This is a genomic window from Leuconostoc citreum (genome assembly GCF_004354555.1).
GTDB classification, from domain to species: Bacteria; Bacillota; Bacilli; order Lactobacillales; family Lactobacillaceae; genus Leuconostoc; species Leuconostoc citreum.
In genome coordinates this window covers 472495-498854 of sequence record NZ_PUFH01000004.1, presented here as the reverse complement: position 1 = coordinate 498854, position 26360 = coordinate 472495, and the positions used below count along the sequence as shown (strand labels likewise).

The window sequence follows — 26360 nt, the reverse complement described above, 5'->3', positions numbered from 1 at the left end:
TTTACAATTCAGCACGACCAAAGCCTACTTTGCGCGCAATGAATTTCGTGCCCTTCAGTAACCAGTTCTGTTTTTCCATAAAAGTCACTGGGACTTCTTGATAATCTACCTGATTAAAATCTAACCAAACATCCAATAATCTTTCACTCAAAAAGCCATAGACTCTTTGTTCATAAGGCGACCAAGAGATGACCTGTGGTTGTATCGTTGACTCTACCGCAAATAAAATATCAAATAACCAGTCAATATAAGCATCAAATTCTGGTCGTTTCATAATAAACATATTGAACATGTGAGCGGATGTACGTTGCATATTTTTGTCATAGGTTGTCAAATAATCAGGATACCTTGTCGCAATAACATCGCGTAAAACATCCAAACCTAAGTTATGATGCGCATGTCGATAATGCGATTCACTACTTTCTATCCAATAGTGCCTTTTCTTAGGGACTATCACCGGTGTGTTTTTTAACAAGTCTGATAAGGTTTCCTGAGATAATACGTTGTTAAGCTGCTTTTTACTTGAAAACGAAAAAAAGCGACGATAGTGGACGAGTCCAATAACATCTGCCTGACTATTGTATCGTGCCCAATAAAGTGCTGTTAATTCATTAAAGTACGGATTTTTTTCAGAAATATTACGACCCGTATTATCTTGTATAAAATCGTTAAACATTTCTGCTGATAACGCTGCACCGACTTGAATCGGCGTGTATATTGCTGCTAAATCTGTTAACGCCACATTTTTATGCGCTGCTACTAAAATTTGGATGCTCTCAGTCATTAACTCTCACCACATAATCTATTCTAGGATGCACTACGAGACAAAAATAAAAATGCGTGCTCAATAAGCCCCTTCGGATTTAAAAATCGCAATCACATTTCTAAAAACTATGCCAATATCATACCAAAAACCTGCATTGGCAACATACTCTAATTCTATTTTCGTACGTTCTGGGTATTCAATCAAAGAGCGACCACTGGCCTGCCATAAACCAAGTGCACCAGGCCTGACTGATAAAAACAAATCGACTTGGTCGCCATATTCTTTTAACTCTTCAGTTACAATTGGACGTGGCCCAACTAAACTCATATCGCCACGTAACATATTCCAAAACTGTGGCAACTCATCAATACTTGAGCGTCGTAAAAAAGCACCTAACGAAGTAATTCTAGGATCTTCTTTTTTTGGTAATTTGTAACCATTATCGACGTACTTCTGATATAATTCAGGATCAGCTTTTAAAATAGCTTCAGCATTGGGAACCATTGAGCGAAACTTATATATCGCAAACGGCTTACCATACCGACCCACACGTTCTTGTTTAAAAAAAGCGGGTGATGCTGGACTATCAATCTTCAATATCACGAATACAATTAAAAATATAGGTGATAATATTATTAATCCAAGTAACGCAAAAACCACATCAATGAGACGTTTAGCAATTAAATATGATTTGTGTTTTGGCTTAATTTTCAAATTTCTAACTCACCTTTACAAGTATTTCGCATCAAAATCAGGATCTTGACTTGTTAAAATTTTTGGGCCAGCCTTTGTAATTGCCAACGTGTGTTCATACTGTGCGGACCAAGAACCATCGCTAGTTCTCACTGTCCAACCATCTTCTTCTGTTTCATCAGTATCGACTTCCCAACTACCTAAATTAATCATGGGTTCAATAGTGATGACCATCCCTTCGCGCAAACGTACGCCATGGCCTGGTTTGCCATAATGTGGTACCTGTGGATCTTCATGCATTGTTGGTCCCACACCATGACCAATATACTGCCGTACATCACCATAATGATGCTCAACTTCAGTATATTGTTGTATGGCGTTCCCAATATCACCAATGCGATTTCCTATAATGGCTTGGTCAATACCTAAGTACATCGCCTTTTTAGTCACTGCCATCAACTTTTCGACTTCTGGTGACACATGACCAACAGCATAGGACCAGGCTGAATCAGAAACTGCACCGTTAAGTCCAACAACTGTGTCAACTTTAACAATGTCGCCATCTTTCAAATGCAAGCCTTTACGTGGTAGCCCATGGGCTACTTCATTGTTGACACTAATCGTGGTCGCGTATTTGAAACCTTCAAAACCAATTTGCAAAGCTACACCGCCATGCCCCTCAATATATTCACGTGACTTTGTTTCAATTTCCCAAGTATCAATGCCTGGTTTAATTAAATCACGTAACATATGATGCATACCGGCAATAATCGCACCAGATTGGCGCATTGCCTCAATTTCTCTTGGCGACTTTAAAGTAATCATTTGTGTTCTTCTTTCTGTATATTAAACTGTTTTAACTTTGAATTTTAAATAACAATCACCATCTATTATACCTTTTTTCGATCAACAAAGTATTAATTGTTAAAGAGTCTATAAAAAAAGCAACCATACGGCTGCCTAGTAATGCTGTTGTTCATTATACACGCGCTAATGATGCCGCGCCAATTACACCAGCATCATTACCTAATTCAGCTAACTTGACACGCGTTGATACACGAACAGTTGGAAAGGCAAACTTTGTCCATTCTTTTTCAATTCGTGCACGCAAAAATTCGCCCGCAGCAGCAACACCACCGCCAATAATAATAGCAGAAGGATTTAAAATATTTGAAATTGCCGCAGTAGCATAACCAAGATAATAAGCTACCTTATTTACAACTTCATTAGCCAAAAAATCACCATCTTTTGCTAAGTCAAAGACAATTTTTGAAGTCACTTCATCACCGTCTGAAATCATTTGTTTGAGCTTAGACGAACCGACATATTCTTCAGCAGAATCTTGTGCCAAGCGTACAACACCCGTTGCTGAAGCATATTGTTCTAGACAACCATGATTCCCGCAAGTGCACAAGTAACCATTGGGTTCAACAACAACATGCCCAACTTCACCACCAGCACCGGCCGTGCCATGGATTAACTGGCCATTTGATACCAGACCGCCACCAACGCCTGTCCCTAATGTGATGAACGATACTTCATCATCATTATTGCCAGCACCCTTCCAAGCTTCACCGAGCGCTGCTGCATTCGCATCGTTGTCTAATGTTAACTTGAAACCTGTGCCTGTCTCGATATTAGCTTTTACTGGTTGTTCTGTTTTCCAATTTAAATTGAACGCACCCGTCACAGTTCCTGTATCGCGATTAACTGTCCCAGGCGTTCCCATGCCAATACCAATGATTCGTTCTGGATCTAATTGATACAAATCAAGATGATGATTAATTGATTCGATGATATCAGGTACAATATGTGAACCTTCATCAAAAGTATTAGTCTTGATTGACCACTTTTGTTGTATTTCCCCTGCATCAGTCAAAATAGCAAACTTAATTGTTGTACCACCTAAATCAACACCAATGAGCTTATCTTTAGCCATAATTGTTTAAAGTGTGAGGTCATCGTTCTTGGCAAATATCACATATGCGTGAATCGACGCCAGACACATTCCTCCTAAGAAATTATTACCCACTTATTCTAACAGAAAAGCATCAGAAAATGCAAGCGTTTTCATAGTTTTCAGGAAACAATTACCATTTTAATTTAACTCGGGTGCCATGCTTTCTTCTAAGCGATGCTCACGCTCTAAAATTAACTTCATGACCGCATAATCTTTTGGCGTTAACACATCAGCACGATAAAGATTATCTACTTCAAGGGCTGCTACCTCAATATCCCATAATCGCTTACCCACATGAATATAAATACCAAAAGATTTCAAATATTGTAAGACATCATAAAAAGTTCTCATGAAACGCTACCTCCTGCGTAAATTGTCAAAATAAGCAACAACATTGTTACGGCACACATTGTCAATCGCATGCTGAGAGCATACTGACCGGATTTGCCAACAAATCCTAGCATCACAGTTGACATCATGCCACCAATTAAGCCACCTATGTGGCCCCAAAGGTCAATTGTCGGTGCTAATAGCCCACTAAATAGATTTAACACAACAAACAGTAAAAACGTTGCGCCTTGTGCGCGAATAGTTGGATTATCACGATAGCGCACACCATATAAGATGAGTCCAGCAAACATCGCAAAAAGCGCTGATGATGCACCAACAGAGATAGCTAAAGGTGATAATAAATATGAAAAAATATTACCAACAATACCGCCAAATGCATAAAGCATCAAAAACCGCCAGCTGCCAAAAGCACGTTCAGCAATCGGCCCAACAAACCATAGTGTCAGCATATTTGTCACAATATGCATGATGCCCGCATGCAAAAACACTGGCGTTAGTAATCGCCAGTAAGCTTGATTGTGAGCTATATCGGGTCCCCATTTCGCACCAACAGCTACCAAAAAACGCGCATTATCGGTCTGACCATGACTAGCGATAAGCTCGAAAATAAATACCACCGTGGTTACTGTGAATAAACCCATCGTTACCGGCATGTGCTTAACTTGTTGCTTTAAAGCTTCTATCATGCTTTTTATTCTACACTACTCCAGCATAAACACCACCTCATTTGGTCGTTATTGGTATCACCCGACCCACATTTAAGATAATTAACTGTGGCTCATAAAAAGTATAATCAGGAAATTCTTGCATTAAAGCTTGTTTGTACAATGTTAGTTGTCCCCGATAACGGACCATCATTTTTGAAATATCTTCTTCAACGCGCCCATGTCTGACAAAATCGGTTTTATAGTCAAACAACGTAATTGATTTTGTCTTTTCATCAATAAAATAACCGTCAATGATGCCATGAACTAAAACAGAAGCTTGATCGTGAACATGCTCATATATTTGGTTAGCCGGCATAATCATGGCAAAAGTTGCCTCTCTCCATAACGAATCGGCATGTAAACGCAATCTTTGCGCAAATGGTGTTTGTAAAAAATTAAGAATCTGGTCTATATCGATTAATGCTGCTACTGATGCTGTCACGCGGCCTTGTGTAACTAAATCATCACGCAATGCTGTCAGTGACTGGTGTGTTTGTATCTGTTTAAAATCTAACAATTGAAGCATCAAATGTGTTGCTGTACCAACTGCTGCACTTGACGGTTTTTGTGATCCATCAGTCATAAATGTTGGTAATACCAGTTTATCGCTGACTAATTCATTTGCCGGTTGTAATTGGCCATTTTCTAAAACATTTAACGTTTTCAAATCGGCACGATCTGGGTCCTCAAACAGTCGTTTCATTTCACTGACAGATTGATAAGCTGCTGTACGAGTAGCTTGTTGGAAAGGATACTGATAATCTAATATCGCTTTTGCTCGGGCAAAATCTTCAGCCTGATAGGTTGATGCTCTTGTAATTTCTTTGGTTTCATTACCTTGGGGTTCAGGAATTACCACATCAGACTCATTAATAAATCGCACTGAAATCTGACTATCTAACGTCGTTTCCGGTCCCAAAACGTGTGGCAAATGACCATCGCCTAACCACGATTCAAGATCATCATTTTTTGTTCGTGCCAAACTAATCAGTAGCCAATCGAAATATGATTTTGCTGACAAGCGTAGGTCTTCTGCTAAAAACTGTCCTGATGTTTCTTTTGCACGTTGCCAGAGCGCTATTAGTCGCTGATTTTCTTCATTTTCGTCAAGCTTAACTGTGCCTACAACATATATTTGCTGTTCCGCACGTGTCAACGCAACATACAATAATCGCATTTCTTCAGACCAACTTTGCCTTTTTAGGGCTTGCTGAACAGTTAATTTTTTTAATGTCGGCATGGCTACTAAAGCCTCTGGCTGCAAATATTCCAAACCAATTCCCGCGTTTTTTTGAATTAACATTTTACCCGACAAATCTTGTGTGTTGAAAGATTTATCAAATTCAGGTAAAAAGACTATCGGAAACTCTAAGCCCTTTGAGGCATGAATCGTCATAATGCGTACTGCTTGCTCATTTGCTTCTTGCGGTGCTTCGCCTAATTGCCCATCATTTTCTTGGAGCTGTTCAATATAGCGAATAAAACGAAACAAACCAGCGTGTGTATTTTCTTGATACGTTCTGGCATAATCATATAACGCATGCAAATTAGCTTGCCGTTGTCCACCGCCTGGCATACCAGCGACATAATCTAACCAAGAAGTATCATCAAATATTGCCCAAATTAAAGCGACCAAATCATTTTGGATTGCTAATTGGTGCCACTTTTTAATCAAATCGATTACGGTTTGACTTCGTTGATCTGCCTGCGCAAAAACCGTCAAAGCTGACCAATAATCATGCTTCTTATCCGCTAAACGCACTGCCGCTAAGTCATTTTCCGAATAGCCAAACATTGGTGATCTTAATATTGCTGCCAATGGAATATCCTGATGTGGATTATCAATAACACGTAATACATCTAGCATCAAATAAACTTCCATTGTCTGAAAATAATTGCCGACTGAATCAACTTGTGTGGGTATCCCCGCTTGACGCAAAGTAGCGACTAAATCAATGTAACCAGTTTTTGATCTTGTTAATATAGCAATGTCCCCATACTGTACGGGTCGCATGCCTGCCGGTTCTGCCTTGCGATCAAAAATCGTTGTATCTCGTAGAGATAAAATTTGGTTTGCCAGCTGTGCGTACTGTGCCTGCCGTTTCTCAAATTCTTGGCTCTCATCTTCATCTTCAGAGGTTGTGACGTTAGGTTGCTTTATGATTGTCATATTAAAAACAGGTGTGACATCTGTTGGATAGTTTGCCTTAGGTACAAGTTTAGCTTCTCCTGTATAAGCAATATCCCCCAACTTTTCGTCCATTAATTGTGTAAAAATTAAATTGGTTACCCGTGTCACGTTATTCTGCGACCGGAAATTATCCGCTAGCTCAATTCTACTGTCAGGATTATCTGGTAGCGCAAACTGTCGATATTTACGTGCAAATAATGTTGGTTCAGCTTGTCGAAAACCATAAATGCTTTGTTTAACGTCACCAACCATGTACATATTATGACCATTAGATACCTTTGTTAGCAAAGTTTCTTGTAATTGATTGATATCCTGGTACTCGTCAACCAGAATCTCTTGAAACTGGCCACTCACAGTTTTTCTGGTCATATCATCATTCAAAATCTCTAATGCTAAAGCGCCTAAATCAGGAAAATCAACTAATTGTGCGTCTCTTTTCGCTGTCGTAAAGGCAGACTGACAGGCTTGAGTTAATGTCACAAGTGTATTAACTAACTCAGTTGCTTGCTTTTCTACATATTGCCAATCATTTTGATCAAACTTAAAAAAAGTATCAATCACGTTTTTTAAATCAGATTTAGCCCCTAAAATATTATTTTTAACTGTTGTCGCTTGCGCTAATAAGGCCAACAATTCTGGTTCATCTTTTATGCCTTTACTTCTTTTCGTCTCTAAGCTCACCTTAGGTAACTGGCTTAATTTACCTCTCAGTGTGTCCCAATCGTCGTCAACTAACGCCTGTTGAACGTTCACGAGATAAGCGATAATCTCGTCAAAAGCTTGTTGCGTTTTTTTGAGTTCAGGAACACCTGATAGATTAGTCTGTGTTGCTTGTGCTATTTCTAGGAGTTGTTCAAGACGTGCAATCATCATCGGCAAAATTGTTAGGCGATAGGTTTGTGATTGCGTCAGCCCGTTTGCTGTGGCTAGATCGTTCTTATCTAGTTCTTTTAACCATTGTTGACCATCAGGCCGAGCTTCAGCAAAGTCTGATAACTTCAGCACAGCTTGACGTAACGCATCATCTTGATTTGGATTACCAAAATTATTGACTAAGGCAATGAAGTTTTCATGTTGTGGGTGCGTTTCATCATAGAATGCTTCAAAAACTGTATCTAAAACATCTTGACGCATCATATCTCGTTCAGCTGTATCTGATAACAAACGAAATTGGGGGTCTAAACCAATCACATGATAATAGTTTTCAATCAGACGTAACGCATAAGCATCAATGGTCGAAATATTTGCAGCAGGCAGCAATAATAATTGTTCTTGCAAAAAGCGTTTCATGCCATCATTGGCATCACGAAGGCGCTTTTCTATGGCAATTTCCAATCGCTCTCGCATTTCCTTAGCAGCAGCATTTGTAAAAGTAACAATCAGAAAGTTTTCAACGCTAATACCCGATAAAATTTTTTGAATTAAACGTTCAATCAGGACGGTTGTTTTCCCTGAGCCTGCTGATGCAGCAACTAAAATATTATGACCTGTTTCTTCAACTGCACGCTGCTGATTAATCGTAAATCGTGTTGCCATCTTTATTCCTCATCTGCTTTCAAAAGCTTCAAAATATCTGATTTGTTTTTAGGCGTGTTGTTTTTATACTGATCCCCCAAAGCACGATCAAAACGCAAAACATCAGTAAATGGTGTAAATTGTAGGCTCCCTTCAGCTGGTGACAAAGGAAAATCACCAGATAAAATAGCTGCACTTGCACGCTGAATATTGTCAAGATTACGCTTCAGTAATAATTCAAAATCTTCGGGCGAAATCACATCACTATTAGCATATAACTCACCATTTGCCTTCTTTTTCAATTGATAAAATTGTGACCCTTCACCTTCAGCTAGCGTCTCTAAGCTATCAATATATGCTGGCTCAGATATAAATAAACCACGATATTTAAATTGCTCAGGCTTAATCTCACCTCTCAGCATGGCACGTACATCACCTTTGAAATCTTTTATCGTCAATTTTTCTGGGGCAATTTTAGCGAAAAAAGCACCCCCAATTGCTTCGATGCCCAATTGCTCTGCGGATAATTGTGCTGCTTGCCAATAGGTTAATAGTTGCATTTGTCGCCCATCATAAGCCTGGCCCCAATCAAAATGTTTACCATTTGACTTATAGTCAATAATTGTCCCATATACTTGTGAAGGATCTTGGCTATCTAGACGATCAATTTTACCACGTAAATGAACTGTTGCCTGTGGTGTTGAGACAACTAGCGCTGGCAATGATTGACGATTAGGAAAACCAAATAAACGTTCTACAGCTTTTGGTTGAGCGTGATTTACTCTTGCCGCACGCTGCATATTGACTGCAAGTATCTCGCTCACTTTAGCTAAATAATGCTGTGTGGCACGCATTTTTCCTGTTTCTTGAAGCATTTGGTAAGCTGGTTGTGCAGTTATCTCAGCCATATTATCAGCCACTAATTGCTGTAACGCTTTTTGAGAAATGTCACGCAAACTGAGTTGCTGTATGATAAGTTGCTGCACAACCCCTTCAAAAACAGCATGATACAGTGTGCCCGTTTGTGCCACATTCAAACGATTCGTTAATCGTTCCTTTAACGCTAAGCCATATTGCAAAAAATAAGCCAATGGATTGTTATAATAACTTTCTAACTGTGATATTGACATATTTAGTGTTTCACCAAATAAAGCTTGAACAAACTCTGGTTTCAATGTTTCTGTTTGATTTTTATAATTTGGTGCTGACAACACCCGTTCTAATCGTTCTGGTTCAGACTGATTAATCGTATTTCTGAGCGCTTGATAGGCTGAGGTTTGCTGTTGTGATGCTGCTATTTTGACCAATTCGCCCAAAGTAGACCGAACTGAGCCCACATAATACTTTAATAATGCTTGACTTGTCGCAGGCGTAGCAGTTACTTTGTTCACAGTGATATTAAATGCATCAACTAATCGCTTAAAAAACGGCGACATATCTGAAATTTGTCCACCGGCATCTAGTGCGGGATAAGAAAGAACGATATTTTTAGTAGCCGCGGTTAACGCACCATAAAACAGTAGGTTTTCCTCAGCCATTTGTTGTTGTGCCGTATTTTGTAAATACTTTGGGGTGCTATTTTCTTGCAATGCTGGCTGAACAATCAAGCGTTCAGCATCATTAATCAGCGCACGAGATTTAAGTTGTGCAGGAAGATTATTTCTTGTCCCACCAATGAAAAACAAATACTGATAATCATTACTTTGAACAATACCAGCTTCGGATATTGTCAGTTGATCAAGGTTATTCGGAATACCTGAAAATGTTGCACCTTCAAAACCGGCAACCAAAATAGCTTTGAATGTTTCTAATTCGAAACGTTCGTCACCATCTATTGCAACAATGTCGTCTAAAGTTTGGGTCATCATTTCCCAAACTTCTTCCCCTTCGCGTGATCGCGATAACTCGCCTGCAGCTAACAAAGTATCCCTTTGAGACAGTATAGCTTCTGTCACATGATATTTTTCAAGCCACAATATAATTAATGTAGCAGCTTGTCGCATAGTCTGTGCTTGATTTAATTGTTGCTGTAATGAATCGAACGCGTCAATCACAAAGCGTCTTAACGTTTCAATTCGACGGTTAACAGTCTTATCATCTAAAACCACACGAGCATCCTCATCATCCTCGTCTTCTGACACTGTGAACAGTGTAAAGGGATGATCCAAGTCTCGCCAAGTCCGCTCGAATGGTTGGTTCGCATAAAGATAGTTATCCAAATAACTCACAATGTCAAAAAAATCGCCTTCAGGCACTAAACTGCCATCAGTATAGGGTCGCAATAATCCTGTTTTCAAGATAGCCATGACTTGTTGATATTGAAAACGTTCCTTAGCCGGCCGTAATAGATTCAGCAATAATTCGACCAATGGATGATTAGTCATTTTTTGATCTGTATCTAAAAAATAAGGCAAATCAAATTGCTGCATGACTTCTGGTATATGGCCTGTGTACGGCGTTGAGTCACGCGCCAAAATCAAAATATCGCGCAAACGTAAATCGGGCTGCGCCACTAGTAATTGCCGAATCCGGCGTGCAACCTCCTGAATTTCAACCATTGTATTTTCGGCTACAAAAGCCGCTAAGTCGGTCTTTTTATTTTCTGAATTGAATTGACGATATTCTCCCAACTTTTCCCAAGCAGACATCACTGAGATGATTGAATCGTCCAAACAACGTGCTTGTGTTGGCACTTGCCACACGACCTGCTGATTAGCAATTTTAGTAAACTGTGCCAGTCGCTGTGCGGTTGTCATTGGTTTATAAAACAAGTCTCCTGGTTGTTGTGACCCTAACTTTTCAACATCCCCTAATAAAGCAACTGTTACCGGATAACGTGCCATAAGTTCAATCATGACTTGCGTTTCTGGACTTGTAAAACCATTAAAACCATCAAAATAAAAAGCGACATTTTTTAATTGTGTTGTCGCCAATTGCGTGGCAAAAAAAGATAAAACCTCTTGTTGCGTAATATATGTATGCCCCATTTTTTTATCTAAAGCATCAGCAACTATTGCTAAATCACGAAGTTTGCCTGATAGTGTCTGACGTAAAAACGTGTCATCATCACTTTCCTGATTTAAAATGGTTAACAAATCTTCCGGTGAAATACGACTAGCGCGTAATTCAACCAATTGAGCTACCAAAGTTGTCACAAACCCTGCCTTAGATTGCATACGGGCAAAAATAGGTAATTGTGCGGCATAGTCTCTTAAAATATCTGATACCATAATAAATAAGCCTGTACCTTGAATCACATTAGGTTGCATTGTGGCCATATCTTTTAATAGCGCCCATGTTAATCGTGATAGAGAATAAACTTGCAAGCGACTTTGAGCATACAACGACGTATCCGGGTTCTGACCGGTTAACCGAGCAAAGCGCCTTAATACATCGACTTCACTATCAAACTTAACGTGGTTTGGCACAATGTAATAAACCGTTAAATTATTATCTTGATTTAGGGCTTCATGCGCATGACTTAAAAGTGCATGACGCATATCAATTTGGCCATGATTCATATAAACCGTTAACGACATCCGTTTCCTCTTTCTAACGTAATACTTCTTGACCCCATTTTATCACAACAAAAAAACACGCAAAATATAAGCGTGTTTTTTTGTCAACGACGATCTTTGAGACGTTGTTGCATCAAATATTGATACCTGGCATACCAAACATCAATATAACCTTGTGAAAATGGACCCGTGCCTTCATTAATCCAGTCGACCAATATCTTAACATGTGCTTTTAAAATTTTATCAATTTCTGGTGGATAGTGCCATTTTTTGCTGTGGGCAGCATATTCATCAGCATCTAATAGATGCTTTTCACCGTCTGGAAAAACTTTAATATCTAAATCATAGTCAATATATTTTAATGCTTCTTTATCAAGCACGTATGGTGACGCTAGATTACAGTAATAGGACACGCCATTATCGCGTATCATCGCAATAATATTGAACCAATACTTTTTATGAAAATAGACAATCGCTGGCTCACGCGTGACCCAACGTCGCCCATCATCTTCGGTTACTAACGTATGATCATTTAGACCAATAATAGCGTTTTCACTGGTTTTTAGTACCATGGTATCACGCCAAGTGCGATGCAACGAGCCATCATGTTTGTAACTTTTGATCGTGATGAAATCACCCTCGCGCGGTCCGCGATTTGACTTATCAAAACTCATGATCGTACCTACTCTTCTAAACACCGAATGCTATTTTATTGTATCAAATCTTACGAATAATTGATAGACTACAAATCATGCTGGTGTGTATTTGTTCGTACAAAGTGCTGAGTTGCTGCATGCTTGTTCGCGCTTTTAGAGTGCCGCAATTGTCGTTCGAGTTGTTGTAAAATAATTTTTAATCTATCTCGTTGTGTCGTTAATGTCCTGATTTCATGTTGGTCATATAAATCTTGTACGGATCGACCCTTTATTTTTTTTAACTTAAAATCAATATTATCAAGCTGTGCTTGTGCACTTTTCTGTTTATCTGCTAATACTTTTTGGTCATAAAATCCCATAATCAAACTTCCTCTTGCTCTAAGGATAACAGAGCTGCGTCAATTAATTCGCTCGTAAAACCCTTTGCATATAATTGTCGCTTAACTTTATAAAAACGTTGCTGTGACTCATCATGACGATATCGGTGCCACAGTTTTTCGGCTTGTCGTTTAGCATTATTCTGCTCATCCTCAGCGTTATTATCTATGTTCATACTATCCACGACCAACTGAGCAGTCTCAAAAGAAAACCCTTTGTTAACCAACCCCTGAACCATTTTTTGCTGTCTTAGCCGTGTCGATTCACGTTGATACCCTTGTGCTAATTTCTCAGCTATTTTTGTAGCAATGCGGCATTGTTCATCAAAAGTATAGGTTGCTAACGCCTGCTCAATCATATTCTCCGCTACGCCTGCTTGTTGCAAAGCAAGACGAATAACGTGTGGTCCCTTAGGCGTAATAAGTTTTTTTGTTGCAACATAGTGGTTTGCATAATTTTGGTCATCGACATAACCTAATTGCGTTAATTGTGCTATAACTTGCGCTTGAATATCTTCATCCACTGCTTTATCACGCATTTTTTGTTTTATTTGTTTCGTTGTGCGTAATGCATGACCTAAATAATTTAAGGCAATCGTCAAAGCCTTTGCAATGGCATCATCATACTTAATTTGCGTAATTAAATCTTCATCGAGCGTGCGCCCCTTAGCAAGTCCATATTTAATGAGCACACTTTCAGCCACACCAAAAGCAAACTGGTTATCCAGTTCAATACTGTAACGTCCAGCTCTTTTTTGTGTTGCAATTTTTGTAATCGTCTTCATACCATCTATTGTACGCAAAAATGCTGCCTAGTGCTAATTTACAAAAAAAAGCGCTATATGCGCTATAACACTTTGTCAAGACCAATTGCTAATCCCTTTAATTCTTGTACACCGACCAGTGCTCGTAAAACCCCCGGGACAAAAGCCGTCCGACTTGTGGTACTTTGTGTCAAGGTCAATTGCTCATCAGTCCCACCGAATAAAACGCTTTGTTGCGCAATATAACCAGGTAAACGTAAAGCATGCACTGGGATGTCTTCAACTCGCATACCTCTAGCTGGCCCTTCAGTCGTTTTTGCACCAGTTGTTGAACGTGCCTCACTGATGAGTTTTGCTGTTTGAATCGCTGTACCTGATGGCGCATCAACTTTTTTAGGATTGTGTGTCTCTACAATTTCAACGTCTGGAAAATACTTTGCCGCTTGTTGTGCAAATGCCATTAATAGCACTGCTGACAAGCTAAAATTAGGCACAATCAAAACGCCACGTGTTGCTGTTTGTCTGAGCGTATCAACCTCGAAATCACTAAGCCCAGTTGCACCAACAACAAGCAACATATCATGTGCAATCGCCCACTTTGCATTATCAAAAACTGTTTTTGGTGTGCTGACATCCAAAAAAATATCAGCTTTGACATCGATTGCCTCTCGTGTTGTCCATACTGGGTAGGTACTTTCATGTTGATGCCCACTTAGTATGCCGACAATACGATAATCTGTGTTTTTTAATCCTAATTGAATGGCCTGACCAAGCTTACCAAAACCACCGGCCAAAATAATATCCACCATTACATATCCTCCAACAGTTTATCTAATGCCTTTTTTTCCGCTACATTTAATGGCAAAATGGGTTGACGTGTCAAATTTTCAACCATATCTAAATCATGTAATCTTGCCTTCACTGGTGCTGGAGATGGAAAAGCAAATAGGGCGTTCATCTTTGGTGTTAAATAGCGCTGTAACACACCTGCTTCCTGCCAATCACCAACAGCTAAAGCGGTAAATAGTGCAGACATTTCACGCCCATATAAATGGGACGCCACTGATATAGTCCCAGCGCCACCGTGTACAAAAGCTGCAAGTGTTTGTGCATCTTCTCCGGTATAAACAGCAAAATTATCATTTTGCGTTTGTTCGATTTCCGCAGCAATAAATGCCACCGAAGTTGTTTCTTTAATCGCGTTAATATTAGGATGTTGTGCCAAGGTTACAACACTATCTACGGTGAGGCCAACAGCTGATCTGCCTGGAATATTATATAGCATCACTGGCCGATTTGATGCATCAGCAATAGCTGTAAAGTGTGCAATCATGCCGCGTTGATTCGGCTTGTTGTAATACGGCGTCACGGCTAAAATAGCATCAACATTTGGTATTTCGCTGAGTTCACGTGCGTTACGTACCGATTCGACTGTATTATTGGTACCCGCATTAGCAATTAATAATGTATCAACTGGGACATACGCTGCAATATGTTGTGTTAACGCTAATTTCTCTTTATGTGACAACGTTGGTGATTCACCTGTCGTCCCTGCAATGACTAAACCTTGTGTTCCTGTCTCCAAAAGATGATCAATCACACGATCTAGGGCCGGATAATCGATTTCATTTTCTGCGTTAAATGGGGTAATAATTGCCGTAATCAAATTGATATGCTCATACATTTTATTTCTCCTCGGATGTTGCCATACGCCACAATAAGAAGGATTTCAAGGCGTTGTAACCTGGTAAAAGTGCTGATTCATCGATTGTTAATTGTGCACTGTGTAATGGATGGCTGTCGTTTACACCAAGCCACAGCATGACTCCTGGAATATGCTGTAACAAATAACCGAAGTCCTCACCTGTCATAGCTGGTTGTGCTAATTCAAAATTAATATCTGACTGTTTTTGCATAAAATTAATTACTTGGGTCGCTAATATGGGGTCATTTTCTACTGGTAAATAACTGCCACTTTCTAACGATACATTAATGGTAACCTCATTGGCAATTGCCAGTCCCTCAGCAATTTTCTTAATACGGGTCAGCATTGTTTCTAACCCTGTGCGCGTCATACTGCGGACTGTCCCTTCAAAATGCACTTGGTCTGGTATGACATTATTTGCAAATCCACCGTTAATGACGCCAACACTCACAACCCCACCAGCAATTGGGTCAACAGATCGCGACACAACAGTTTGAAGTTGGATAATTAATTCGGCAGCAATAACAATCGGATCTTTAGCTAAATGAGGATACGCCGCATGCCCACCTGTACCAATCACATCAACTTTTAATTCTGCTGTGCCAGCAAACAACGTACCAGCCAACGTGCTTAACGTCCCGGCTGGCAAATTTGGTTGGTCATGAATCCCATAAAACTCATCTGGTCGCCATTTACCTTCAAATAATCCCATATCGTAGGCAACTTTACCACCGCTTTCAGCCTCTTCAGCAGGTTGAAAGAAAATGATAAGATTGTCTTTTGGTTGATGCTGACTAAAATATTGTGCCAATCCCAGGGCCATTGTCATATGGACATCATGCCCACAGGCATGCATTTTGCCAGGATGCTGTGATGCAAAGTCTAACCCCGTTGCCTCTTGTATAGGCAAGGCATCAATATCTGTCCGATAACCAATTGTCCGTACTGGATTAGTGCCTTGAAAATAGACTAAAATGGCTGTTGGCAAAGCTTCAACTGTCTTAATTGTCATATAATCTTGTTGCCAAGACTTAAGTTTGGTTAACAAATAATCATGTGTCTTAAATTCTTCAAGTGCCGTCTCAGGTATTTGATGTAATTCACGACGAAATGTTTGTAGTGTTTCAAAATTCATTTCAGACATTAGAGACCTCGTAAGGCATCGATTAAAGCAGTCTTTTGTTGCGTTTTTGAATCAATTTGCTTAATAATTTTGGCTGGTACGCCTGCGACAACGGTATTAGCTGGCACATCTTTTGTCACGATTGCCCCTGCTGCGACCACAGCACCGTCTCCAACCTGTACACCTTCAATGACTACCGCATTCGCCCCAACTAAAACATGATCTCCAATACGAACTGGTTGGGCTGAAGCTGGTTCGATTACGCCTGCTAACACAGCGCCAGCACCAATATGCGATTGTTCGCCAACAATTGCCCTTCCGCCCAAAACGGCACCCATATCAATCATTGTTCCTGAACCGATTTCAGCACCAATGTTAATCACAGCACCTAGCATAATCACCGCATTGTCACCTATTGTTACCTGCTCGCGAATAATTGCTCCTGGTTCAATACGTGCATTGACAGCCTTTTTATCAAGTAGTGGTACGGCTGAATTTCGTGCATCATTTTCGACAAACACATTTTCGGCCGGCAATGCTGCAATTAACGGTTGAATTTCTGACCAATCCCCAATTAATTGTCCAAAAGATACACCACCAAACTGTTGCACAGTAGCTGGAATTTCGCCAGTTAATACACCCTTATAAGTCACTTTGACGGGCGTTACTTTCTTCGCATTAGCAATAAAATTAATTAATTGTTGTGCATCATTTGCTGTTGTCATAATATTTTTCTCCCAATTTTAATGTGTCATATTTGCTGATAGCGTGTAGTCACGATCCAGGGCCGCAATATGTTCATATGTTTCGCGTGCAACGACAAGCTGATGCTGTCCATTTTCCACAAAAACAACTGCTGGACGTGGATTGCGATTATAGTTTGAAGCCATTGCATACCCATAAGCACCTGTTGCTAAGACGGATAAAATATCACCTGCTTGCGTCTTGGGCAATTTTTGTTGCCAAACAAGAACATCGCCAGATTCACAATATTTTCCAGCAACACGTACCACTTCTTGTGCTGGAATATTTGGTTGATTAGCTAAAACCGCTTCATAATTGGCCTCGTATAATGCAGGCCTAATATTATCTCCCATACCACCATCGACTGCTATATAGTGTCGCATATCAGGAATGTCTTTTCGCGCGCCAACAGTGTAAAGCGTTTGTCCTGCTGGACCTACCACTGAACGTCCTGGTTCAATCCAAATTTCTGGCATTTTCCAATCGTACTCGGCTGCTTTTCCTTTTAAGGTACGAATAATAGCACTTACATAGTCACTTTCTGGTAGTGGTTCATCTTCATCAGTATAACGAATACCAAAACCGCCCCCGACATTAATAATATCCGGCTGCCATCCCCAACTTTGTGCTGTATCTGCTAATAAGGCAGCATTTTTTTCAAAGCCAGTGACATCAAAAATTTGCGACCCAATATGCGCATGTAGACCTCGTAGATGAAAATGGCTATCTTGACTAGCAATATCATACGCTGCCTTCGCTTGACCGGTTAGTAAATCAAAGCCAAATTTTGAATCTTGCTGACCGGTGCTAATAAATTCATGGGTGTGGGCCGATATTCCTGGTGAAATACGCAACAAAATATCTTGTACTACTTGACATTTTTCAGCGATTTCAGACAATAATTGCAACTCCAAAAAATTATCCACAATAACTGTCCCAATACCCTGTTGAACAGCCATCATCAGTTCATCCCAATTTTTATTATTGCCATTAAAGCTTAAGTGCTTTGGGTTAAAACCAGCTTGAATAGCAGTATAAAGTTCCCCACCTGAAACAACATCTGCGTGAATGCCTTCTTGCTGTGCCACTTGATAAATTGCCTTTGTCGCAAATGCTTTTGAAGCATAACTAACAACGTATGGGACATTTTCTTTTTCAAAAATGGCTTTAAATGCTCGCATTGTTTGCCTAATTTTAGTCACGTCATAAACATAAAGTGGTGTACCGTAAGTACTAGCAAGGTCAACCGCATCAACATGGTCAATGGTGAGGTGATTTTGTTCATTTGTTGGATAATTCATGTGCCCTCCTAAACGACATATAGATTTAGTATCATATGCCATCATTATCAACATAAAAAGCCCTTTGTTCGAGACATGGTCACGGACAAAAGGCTTTTGCTTAGCAATTTTGACAGTTTCCATAGCTCACCGTTACATGTAACGACAGTCTAACAATTATTAATTGTTAGCCCAACAGACAAAGTAGTAGTTTTTATCTATTTCGGCGATATCCCCTTTTGCTTAACGTCATGGCTGCTACAACAGCTCAGATAAGCGACTTATGTCTATCGCGACCTCTATGTGAAATTATATTTTTATTATGATTTAATCATAACTGACAGTTTAAAAAATGTCAAATTTTTAATCTAATATTCAGTATCAATAAATTTTAAACCTAATTCACGCCCATACTGTCGAATTGTTGATTCAGCTAAATTCATTTCAAAGGCTAAATCAATATAGCTCGTCATACCATTATTAAAAAGCGCTAATACTTTCGCTTGACGTTCATCTTTGCCAATAGCTGATTCTGTTGCTAAAGCCTGAATGCCATGACCGACTAGCGTAGTATCTACCTCTATTTTTGGTTGTCTTTCTCTTGACTCTAAATCCCGATAAGCTTGTGCTGCAGCCTTTTCGTCTAAATGCTGCGTTGTGACATTTTGATTGATATCTGCTGCTTTTTTAAATTGATAATTCATTAACTGACCTCATAAACTAGCACGGTGAATAATACTTGGACCATCAATCGCCGAAAGTTTCCCATCTTCATAGACAGTCGCTAACAAATCATCGCCAGCTACATCTTGCGCTACTGTTTTAATTGTATTGCCATCTAGAATGACTTTCAATAAACCAGCTTTGGACGCTTTGGTCATGTCTGTTTTAGGATTTTTTTGAATGTTAATGTGACGCCCATCAGCTGTTTCTGCGTAAGCGGCTTTGATTGCAAATCTTTCCGTATCACGTGTGAATCCTTCTTGCAAAAGACCACCACCTGATCCAACAATGAGATTGTCAGCTGACCAGCCTGCAGCTATTATTTTTTCATATAATGACACAATTGTATCTGCTTTCATACCATCGCCTTGAATAATACCAACATTGTCATTCAAAATACGATAGCCTTTATCATTTAAGGTTGTTCCAAAGATATCAGCAAGCAAATTCAAGACCTGCAAATCAATAATTTCAGGATCACCAGAATCTGGTCGTAACACAATGCGACCTTGACGGCTACGTATTCGTTGTTTAATCGTCGCTGATCCGATAACATGGGTCACGAAATTTAGCGCATCATATGAATCAATCACAATTGATAAAATCGCATCATCAGGTGCCCGATCAAGTTGTGCATTAACATAATCTATTTCACCTTGTCCCGGACCGTAAGCTGTGGCTACTGAATGTTCGGTTGCCCAGACCGATGCCGCTCGACCTGAAACACCGTAAACTGCCTCAAAATAACTTGAAGCAGCCATATTATCTGAACCTTGAAAATGTAATAAATGGGCTGCCCCGCCACGTTTTCCAGACATCAAAGATGTTGCGCCACGTAATCCAAAATCGTTAACAGCAACTGGTAAATTTGTTAGTGTGCCTGTTTTTTCAAACAAGGGTTGCAAACTTTTTTTTATGTATAAAGAATTTGTTGCGATAGTCGTTGGATACCAAACGTGCATTAATACAACTTCCAAAGCATTTAAACTTGTTGCAAACCAATCCTGTGTCGACTCAATTGTAAACAAGGCATTACCTACTGGCACTGTCATACCTTCAGGTAATGCTTTAATTTTCACAGGAAAATAGCCCAACGTTTTTACTTTTTCCCAAACGTCACGGTTAAAATAAGCAGTCGTATTAAACGTCTGTTTTGCTACTCTCTCAGCTTCATCAATCATTTCATCCGTAATTGGCTGTCTAAAGTAATCATGTAGAATCATTGACAAACCAAACCAACTCACTGTATCAAAACGCCCGCCAACACGTGCCTCGCCATAAGAATATAGTTTCGTGATGTCAGTTGGGTATTGTAGATGATGTGTTAATTTATAAGCATCAGTGGCCAAAATGAGATTTTCTGTCATAAGGTTATCTCCGGTAAGTCAGTCGATATTAACATTTGCGTAACATCTTCAAAACGATCACCAGCTACTTTAATCAGACGCCAGTCATATAGTTTGTCATCGTCAAATTCATCAATGTAGGGTTCAAATTCACCCTCAGTCTGTAAAATTAAATACCCTGCAAAAGCAGACATAAATTCTTCTGGCAACGTCACAACGCGCACCAAATGACCTTTATCAAAGAAGCCCACTGCTAGATTAAAGCCGGACCATTGTCCCTCAAATGCCCATTTAAGTGTAATCCAGTCAGACATTGTTATCCCAAGATTCATCAGATAGTCTAGTGATAAGCGAATATGAATAGGATGTTTTTCTGATTGTGTTACAATACCTTGCGCATCTAACTGGCTTGAAAAAATGCCAACTAGTGCTTCAAATTCGCCGACGGTTGGCATACTTTCTTCTTGTTGCCAAGCTGTCACAGTTGCCACGTCAACATCAAGTGCGTCTGCGATTTCTGCTGTTGTTATATGTGTTAATTGTTGTAATTTTTCTATATTATTCATGCTCTTATTATACTAAAAAAGCTACCCTCAGGCAGCTTTACTTTTTTGATTGATTAATTTTTTTTGTACGATGGTTAATGACTAGTGATCTAATAACCCCAATAATGGTTGGTAGTAAAGTCACCAAGGCAATACCGATAATAATAACAGAGAAGTGACGTTTAACAAAGGGAATATTACCAAACATATAGCCCGCCCCAGTCGCAATAAAACTCCATGAAAAAGCAGCAATCACTGTGTTTCTTAAGAAATGCACAAAGGGAAACTGACTAATACCGGCAACAAATGGCACAAATGTACGAACAATTGGCATATAACGCCCAATAATAATGGCCATTGCCCCATGCTTTTCGAAAAAACCTTCAGCTTCTCGAATATGATTTTCCTTAATAAAGCGGCCAATAATTGGATGCTTAACTAAGCGATAGCCACCTGTTCGACCAATCCAAAAATTAAGTGAATCACCGGCAACAGCAGCAATAAAGAATAATACCATAAAGACCCAATGATTTAAACCAGCAGCAATACCTGCAGAAGTTGCTGCAACGGCACCGGCAGCAAAAAGCAACGAATCACCAGGCAGGAATGGCATAATGACCACACCAGTCTCAATAAAAATAATGGCAAATAAAATCAAGTAGGTCCATGGTCCAAATTGTGTCACAAGCGAGGCAATGTGTGCATCAATATGGAGGATGAAATCAATTAAAAACATGTGTTTATTGTGTTCCTTAATTCTAATGCAAGAGAAACACGTTACTCCTCATTTTATAGTAATTCAAGTGTATCACATATTGGATAGTAAACCTAAATCGTGCAACATTATTTTAAATCTTTCCCGAATAAGGTAAGATAGATTTTGGACAAGTTTTGTCTATTTAGCTGATATTACAACATCTTGAAAATAATCTGATGTAAAGTTAAATACGTTACTCATAACAAGAAGGAGAAAACACATGAATGAAGCAAAGCTCATCAAAGAATTAGAAGAAATTAGTCGTCACGTTGATAATAGTAAAAAATTACCAGGGGCAAAAAATATTTATTTAGCTGCCGGTTGGTTTTCAGATCACCAAGAACAATTACTTAAAGAAGCTTTTACAAAGTTAAGCGCTAACCCAACGATTGCCCATATTCATGTGCCATTATTGCATCAGTATGGCGGTGTAGCATTAGGCACATCTAATAACACCCCAGATTTTGAATGGGGCGCCATGACCTATAAGGCTGATATTAAAGCCATTGACAATTCAGACTTGACCGTTGCTGTCTTTGAAGCTGAAGATGCAGATACTGGAACAGCTATGGAGCTTGGCTACTCAGTTGCTTCTCATACACCAGTGGTCTCTGTTTTTGCTGGTAATATTGATGAGCATCCAATTAACTTAATGCTATCATTTGGTACAGATGCCCATGTCACCTCTACTGATGCATTGGCTGATTATGATTTCTTTGATATTACACCAAACAAGTATATGGGTAAGTTAATTTAAAGCACAAAATTTAAGAAAGGTATCGGGCCGCTCTCTCAAAGCTCCGTTTAAAAAACAGCAACCAATCAGAGTGCCTTAATTCCGATAATTATCATGAACATTAATCAAACAAATCACATTTCACATTGGCAACTTCTAAATCCAATCTGGTATGGCCAGCAGTTCAAAGGTTGGACTCGCCTATCTTACACGTTATTGGGTGTCGGGTTACTGATTATTGCCTACACTAGTTTTGCTATGGGCGCGGCCATCACGTCAATGACATTCGCCACTTTTTTTGCTGCAGCATTCGGTTGGATTACTGTCCTTGGTCTCAAAGAAGCCAAACCTATGAATGGCCTTTTTGGTCTGTTATCTGCAGCTATCTATATTTATGTAGCTTGGCTACACCGTAATCCAGCTGATGCTATGCTACAGCTCACTTACGTGATTCTACTTGACATCCCCGTGCTCATTATGCCAGGGTGGGTAAAAAATACGAATCAGCATGTCCGCTTCATTCATGAAACTGATATACGTGGTGAAAAACACGGTAAAGTTTTCTGGTACACAATGCTAACTGTCGTTGCAATTATTGCTTTCGTTGCGGCTTATCTTTTTGAAACAAAAATTTTGCATACACCTAGACCAATATCTGACTCACTTGTGCTTGGTACTGGTTTAATTGGTGCCGTGCTAACCACCTTTCGTTTTTCTGAGAGTTGGTTTGCTTGGTTATTACAAGGTATCATGCAAATTATCTTGTGGGGATTAACGGTTGCTGCTGGTGGTGCCTTAGGTGCTTCAGCTATTGTCATTCTGGTAACCTATTTAATGTATTTTGCTAATGATATATTGGCCTTATTACAATCTTCTTGGTTCCACCACAAAGATATCACCGCACAGCTTGCAAAAAACAGTGTCAAGTAAAAAACCTTGACACGATTTTTTAAAAACCTATTGACAAATGGCTCAATTTTAGATAAACTTGACTAGTTGATAAATTGAAACGAAAGGAGGTGCCATTATGGCTACCCCATCAAACAAGAACTCTAAGTCTCATAAGCGTAACCGCCGCGGACACATCGGTTTGAATGTTCCTAACATTGTTTTGGACAAGACAACTGGTGAATACCGCGTAGCTCACCGTGTATCACCTTCTGGTGTTTATAACGGCAAGCAAGTGATTGAAAAGTAATCACATAAAAGCCTACTTCTAATTTAAGAAGTAGGCTTTTTATTTCCTTTACATAACAAATTACAATGATTTTTCATCTCATTTAACATCATCATGTCACTTTTGTGGTAGAATAGTGACATGACAATTACAATTAGAGAAGCGGCTGTTGACTCTGTTGAAGCTGCCAAACAAGCGCGCCGCAAAGGCGCTAATCGAATTGAACTCAGTAGCCACTTAGAACTCGGTGGTTTAACACCTGATACGCGTACAATCATTGACACCTTGATGGCTGTCGAAGACGTTCCTGTCGTCATTATGGTTCGCCCACGAGGTGGTGATTTTGCTTACGATGATGCAGAACTGCAACAAATGCAAGATAGTCTTCAGCAAATTGCAGACCTCGGTGGTCAATATGTGACATTTGGTGTCGTCCGTAACCATCAACTAGACTTTGATGCCATGATGTTACTCATTAATCATGCTCATGAGTTACATTTAGAAGTCATTATGCACATGGCATTTGACCATATTGCCCAAGAAAGCCAACAAAACGTGATGCAATGGCTGTCTGATCATCATGTCAAACGTATTCTAACACATGGTGGCATGTTAGAAACACCAATTACCGATCTTCTATCCGAGTTGCAAACTTTAGTCAATACTTCACCACCGGATTTAACTATTCTCCCTGGTGGTGGCGTAACTGTCGCAAATGCGCAACGTATTGCCAACACATTAGGCGTTACAGAAGTACATGGCTCAAAAATAGTTTAGCTGTCACATCACAATAAATATTGATTGAATGGTCGCTTTAATTATTATAAAGTGACCATTTTTAAATGACTAGTATTGGAATCAACAACATTCAAAAAGTGAGGAACAAGAAATGCCACTGGATGGTCTGTTTACACATGCCCTTGTGCATGAATTTAATGAAAAACTTGTTGGTGGCCGTATTACAAAAGTTCACCAACCCTATGCTAACGAGATTGTTTTAGTCGTGCGACAAAATGGCCAAAACTATCCTTTGTTGCTAAGCGCCCACCCGACTTATGCTCGCGCACAAATCACCTATATTCCTTATGAAAATCCGCAAACAGCACCGAACTTTGTGATGTTTCTAAGGCGTTATCTTGAAGGCGCCAAGCTGCAAAAGATTGAACAAGTTGCTAATGATCGTATGATTAATTTTTACGTTAATGCGCGTGACGAATTAGGTGATGTGCAAGAAATTCGACTAACAATTGAAATGATGGGGCGTCATTCTAATATTTTTTTGGTACGTGAAAGCGACGCCCGTATTTTAGAATTAATCAAACACGTCCCCGCTGACCAAAATCGTGTCCGCTCGTTAATGCCCGGTGCTCGTTACATTCTACCGCCTGAACAACATAAGCTTAACCCTTTCACTAATGATTTAACTGATTTAGCGACAATGATTCTTGACCAACCGGTTGAAGCATGGCCAGCCTATATTCAAGCAACTTATCAAGGCTTTAGTCGGGATTCAGCAAAAGCTTTAACGCGAGCCATCGATACAACTGGCGATCGGATTCAGCATGCAAAAAATTGGCTAGCAGCTTTTGATCAACCCAAGCCAACACTGTTTCACTCTGATCAGGGGAATCTGAGTTATGCAGCCATTGATTGGCTACAAGACTTTGCGACCAAGCAACATTTCGATAGTCTTGGGATCATGCTAGATGCCTATTACGTTGGTAAGGCTGAACGTGAACGTGTCAATCAACAAGCCGGCTCACTTGTACGCGTCGTTAAAAACGAACTGAAAAAAAATAATACTAAAAAGAAAAAATTATTAGCGACCTTAACTGATGCTGAAAATGCTGATGCACTGAAAGTTATGGGTGATTTACTCATCACCTACCCACATTTAGTGACAAAGGGCATGACATCTGTCGCGATTGAAAATTATTATGACAACAATAAGTTATTAAATATTCCGCTTGATCCAAAATTAAACGGACTAAAGAATGCTGAAAAATATTTTAATAAGTATCGTAAGTTAAGAACTGCTGTAAACTATGTCAATACCCAATTGGCATTAACAACGGCAGAAATTGATTATTTTAACAACATTGTTGCACAATTAGAGGTCGCCTCACCCAAGGATGTTGCTGACATACGCATTGAATTGATGAACGGTGGCTACATTCGCACTACAAAAAAAAGTAAGCAAAAGCCGAAAATTTCCAAGCCCGACCGTTTTGAAAGTTCCGATGGCACACTAATCGAAGTTGGCAAAAACAATTTGCAAAATGAGCGTTTATCTTTGAAACAAGCCGACCGCCGTGACATTTGGCTTCACGTTCAGAAAATACCTGGTTCACATGTTATTATCCACTCACCTCAGCCCTCTGAAACAACATTACTAGAGGCTGCTAAATTGGCCGCCTACTACAGTAAAGCAAGGCAATCGGCAAATGTTCCCGTAGATTATTTACCAGCTGGAAAACTACGTAAACCCAATGGTTCCAAACCCGGATTCGTTATTTTTGAAGGTCAACAAACGCTTTATGTAACACCCGAACCCGACCTTATAGCACGCTTAAAAATAAAATCTTAACCCTTGACAAATCACCTATTTGTCTGGTAAATTTAAAACTGTTGTTTCGTACAGATAGCATGTGTTAAAACACATGCCGACAAAAGAGGCGTGACATTATCTTTTTAGATAATGTCACACCTCTTTTTATTTTTTAAGG

General features: G+C 39.6%; 25 protein-coding genes and 1 riboswitch. Of the genes, 5 read left to right on the top strand and 20 right to left on the bottom strand.

Translation table 11 applies throughout. From position 1 onward, the window contains the following. Position 1: 1 nt before the first annotated feature. From C5L21_RS04200 to C5L21_RS04105, 20 genes are all read right to left on the bottom strand, one after another. The gene (locus C5L21_RS04200; RefSeq protein ID WP_004901034.1) at positions 2-784 is read right to left on the bottom strand and encodes a DUF4422 domain-containing protein; all 783 of its coding nucleotides are present in this window, start codon (positions 782-784) and stop codon (positions 2-4) included. A 60-nt stretch (positions 785-844) separates the two neighbouring features. Continuing rightward, positions 845-1480, bottom strand: a complete 636-nt coding sequence (locus C5L21_RS04195; RefSeq protein WP_004901037.1) for a sugar transferase — start codon at positions 1478-1480, stop codon at positions 845-847. Between the two features lie 15 nt (positions 1481-1495). Further along, entirely contained in the window at positions 1496-2284 is a 789-nt protein-coding gene (gene map, locus C5L21_RS04190) for a type I methionyl aminopeptidase (protein WP_004901039.1), read from the bottom strand. 154 nt (positions 2285-2438) lie between these two features. Continuing rightward, the gene (locus tag C5L21_RS04185) at positions 2439-3398 is read right to left on the bottom strand and encodes an ROK family glucokinase (RefSeq protein ID WP_004901040.1); all 960 of its coding nucleotides are present in this window, start codon (positions 3396-3398) and stop codon (positions 2439-2441) included. A 159-nt stretch (positions 3399-3557) separates the two neighbouring features. Then, positions 3558-3770, bottom strand: coding sequence for a YqgQ family protein (locus C5L21_RS04180; protein ID WP_004901042.1), 213 nt, complete (start codon positions 3768-3770; stop codon positions 3558-3560). Continuing rightward, positions 3767-4456 (bottom strand): rhomboid family intramembrane serine protease, encoded by a 690-nt coding sequence (locus tag C5L21_RS04175; protein WP_004901043.1) that lies wholly within the window; start codon positions 4454-4456, stop codon positions 3767-3769. The genes C5L21_RS04180 and C5L21_RS04175 overlap by 4 nt, the downstream gene beginning before the upstream one ends. Before the next feature lie 37 nt (positions 4457-4493). Further along, positions 4494-8204, bottom strand: a complete 3711-nt coding sequence (addA, locus tag C5L21_RS04170) for a helicase-exonuclease AddAB subunit AddA (RefSeq protein ID WP_048801540.1) — start codon at positions 8202-8204, stop codon at positions 4494-4496. Positions 8205-8206: 2 nt separating this feature from the next. Continuing rightward, positions 8207-11722 carry a PD-(D/E)XK nuclease family protein gene (locus C5L21_RS04165; RefSeq protein ID WP_133286080.1) on the bottom strand — a complete coding sequence of 1172 codons (3516 nt, stop codon included), beginning with the start codon at positions 11720-11722 and terminating at the stop codon, positions 8207-8209. 83 nt (positions 11723-11805) lie between these two features. Continuing rightward, positions 11806-12375: a nucleoside tri-diphosphate phosphatase gene (gene ntdP / locus C5L21_RS04160; RefSeq protein ID WP_004901051.1), complete on the bottom strand. Its 570-nt coding sequence runs from the start codon at positions 12373-12375 to the stop codon at positions 11806-11808. 68 nt (positions 12376-12443) lie between these two features. Then, a complete protein-coding gene (locus C5L21_RS04155) occupies positions 12444-12716 on the bottom strand; it encodes a hypothetical protein (protein WP_012305310.1) in 273 nt (90 codons plus the stop codon). A 2-nt stretch (positions 12717-12718) separates the two neighbouring features. Beyond that, entirely contained in the window at positions 12719-13519 is an 801-nt protein-coding gene (gene recX, locus C5L21_RS04150) for a recombination regulator RecX (protein ID WP_004905306.1), read from the bottom strand. 62 nt (positions 13520-13581) lie between these two features. Continuing rightward, positions 13582-14307 (bottom strand): 4-hydroxy-tetrahydrodipicolinate reductase, encoded by a 726-nt coding sequence (dapB, locus tag C5L21_RS04145; protein ID WP_040177154.1) that lies wholly within the window; start codon positions 14305-14307, stop codon positions 13582-13584. Beyond that, positions 14307-15182 carry a 4-hydroxy-tetrahydrodipicolinate synthase gene (gene dapA / locus C5L21_RS04140; RefSeq protein WP_085698727.1) on the bottom strand — a complete coding sequence of 292 codons (876 nt, stop codon included), beginning with the start codon at positions 15180-15182 and terminating at the stop codon, positions 14307-14309. The genes dapB and dapA overlap by 1 nt, the downstream gene beginning before the upstream one ends. A gap of 1 nt (position 15183) precedes the next feature. Beyond that, on the bottom strand, positions 15184-16347 hold the full coding sequence (locus C5L21_RS04135) for an N-acetyldiaminopimelate deacetylase (RefSeq protein ID WP_085698725.1): 1164 nt from the start codon (positions 16345-16347) through the stop codon (positions 15184-15186). Continuing rightward, a complete protein-coding gene (gene dapD, locus C5L21_RS04130) occupies positions 16347-17051 on the bottom strand; it encodes a 2,3,4,5-tetrahydropyridine-2,6-dicarboxylate N-acetyltransferase (protein WP_004905310.1) in 705 nt (234 codons plus the stop codon). The genes C5L21_RS04135 and dapD overlap by 1 nt, the downstream gene beginning before the upstream one ends. Positions 17052-17069: 18 nt before the next feature. Continuing rightward, positions 17070-18371 (bottom strand): diaminopimelate decarboxylase, encoded by a 1302-nt coding sequence (gene lysA, locus C5L21_RS04125; RefSeq protein ID WP_085698723.1) that lies wholly within the window; start codon positions 18369-18371, stop codon positions 17070-17072. A gap of 114 nt (positions 18372-18485) precedes the next feature. Continuing rightward, a riboswitch (Lysine riboswitch) is annotated at positions 18486-18660 on the bottom strand. A gap of 58 nt (positions 18661-18718) precedes the next feature. Then, positions 18719-19054, bottom strand: a complete 336-nt coding sequence (locus C5L21_RS04120; RefSeq protein WP_085698721.1) for a hypothetical protein — start codon at positions 19052-19054, stop codon at positions 18719-18721. Between the two features lie 9 nt (positions 19055-19063). Next, positions 19064-20440 (bottom strand): nicotinate phosphoribosyltransferase, encoded by a 1377-nt coding sequence (locus C5L21_RS04115; RefSeq protein WP_040177165.1) that lies wholly within the window; start codon positions 20438-20440, stop codon positions 19064-19066. Continuing rightward, positions 20437-20985: a transcriptional regulator gene (locus C5L21_RS04110; protein ID WP_085698719.1), complete on the bottom strand. Its 549-nt coding sequence runs from the start codon at positions 20983-20985 to the stop codon at positions 20437-20439. The genes C5L21_RS04115 and C5L21_RS04110 overlap by 4 nt, the downstream gene beginning before the upstream one ends. Positions 20986-21022: 37 nt before the next feature. Beyond that, positions 21023-21700, bottom strand: coding sequence for a VTT domain-containing protein (locus C5L21_RS04105; RefSeq protein ID WP_085698718.1), 678 nt, complete (start codon positions 21698-21700; stop codon positions 21023-21025). A 241-nt stretch (positions 21701-21941) separates the two neighbouring features. Between C5L21_RS04105 and C5L21_RS04100 the strand changes: the two genes are divergently transcribed. From C5L21_RS04100 to C5L21_RS04080, 5 genes are all read left to right on the top strand, one after another. Further along, positions 21942-22478: a nucleoside 2-deoxyribosyltransferase gene (locus C5L21_RS04100; RefSeq protein ID WP_004901083.1), complete on the top strand. Its 537-nt coding sequence runs from the start codon at positions 21942-21944 to the stop codon at positions 22476-22478. A gap of 93 nt (positions 22479-22571) precedes the next feature. Beyond that, positions 22572-23387 carry a nicotinamide riboside transporter PnuC gene (gene pnuC, locus C5L21_RS04095; protein WP_004901086.1) on the top strand — a complete coding sequence of 272 codons (816 nt, stop codon included), beginning with the start codon at positions 22572-22574 and terminating at the stop codon, positions 23385-23387. 97 nt (positions 23388-23484) lie between these two features. Beyond that, entirely contained in the window at positions 23485-23655 is a 171-nt protein-coding gene (rpmF, locus tag C5L21_RS04090) for a 50S ribosomal protein L32 (protein WP_004901089.1), read from the top strand. A 120-nt stretch (positions 23656-23775) separates the two neighbouring features. Next, a complete protein-coding gene (locus C5L21_RS04085; protein ID WP_004901095.1) occupies positions 23776-24411 on the top strand; it encodes a copper homeostasis protein CutC in 636 nt (211 codons plus the stop codon). A gap of 112 nt (positions 24412-24523) precedes the next feature. Next, the gene (locus C5L21_RS04080; protein WP_085698717.1) at positions 24524-26221 is read left to right on the top strand and encodes an NFACT RNA binding domain-containing protein; all 1698 of its coding nucleotides are present in this window, start codon (positions 24524-24526) and stop codon (positions 26219-26221) included. Positions 26222-26360: the final 139 nt, after the last annotated feature.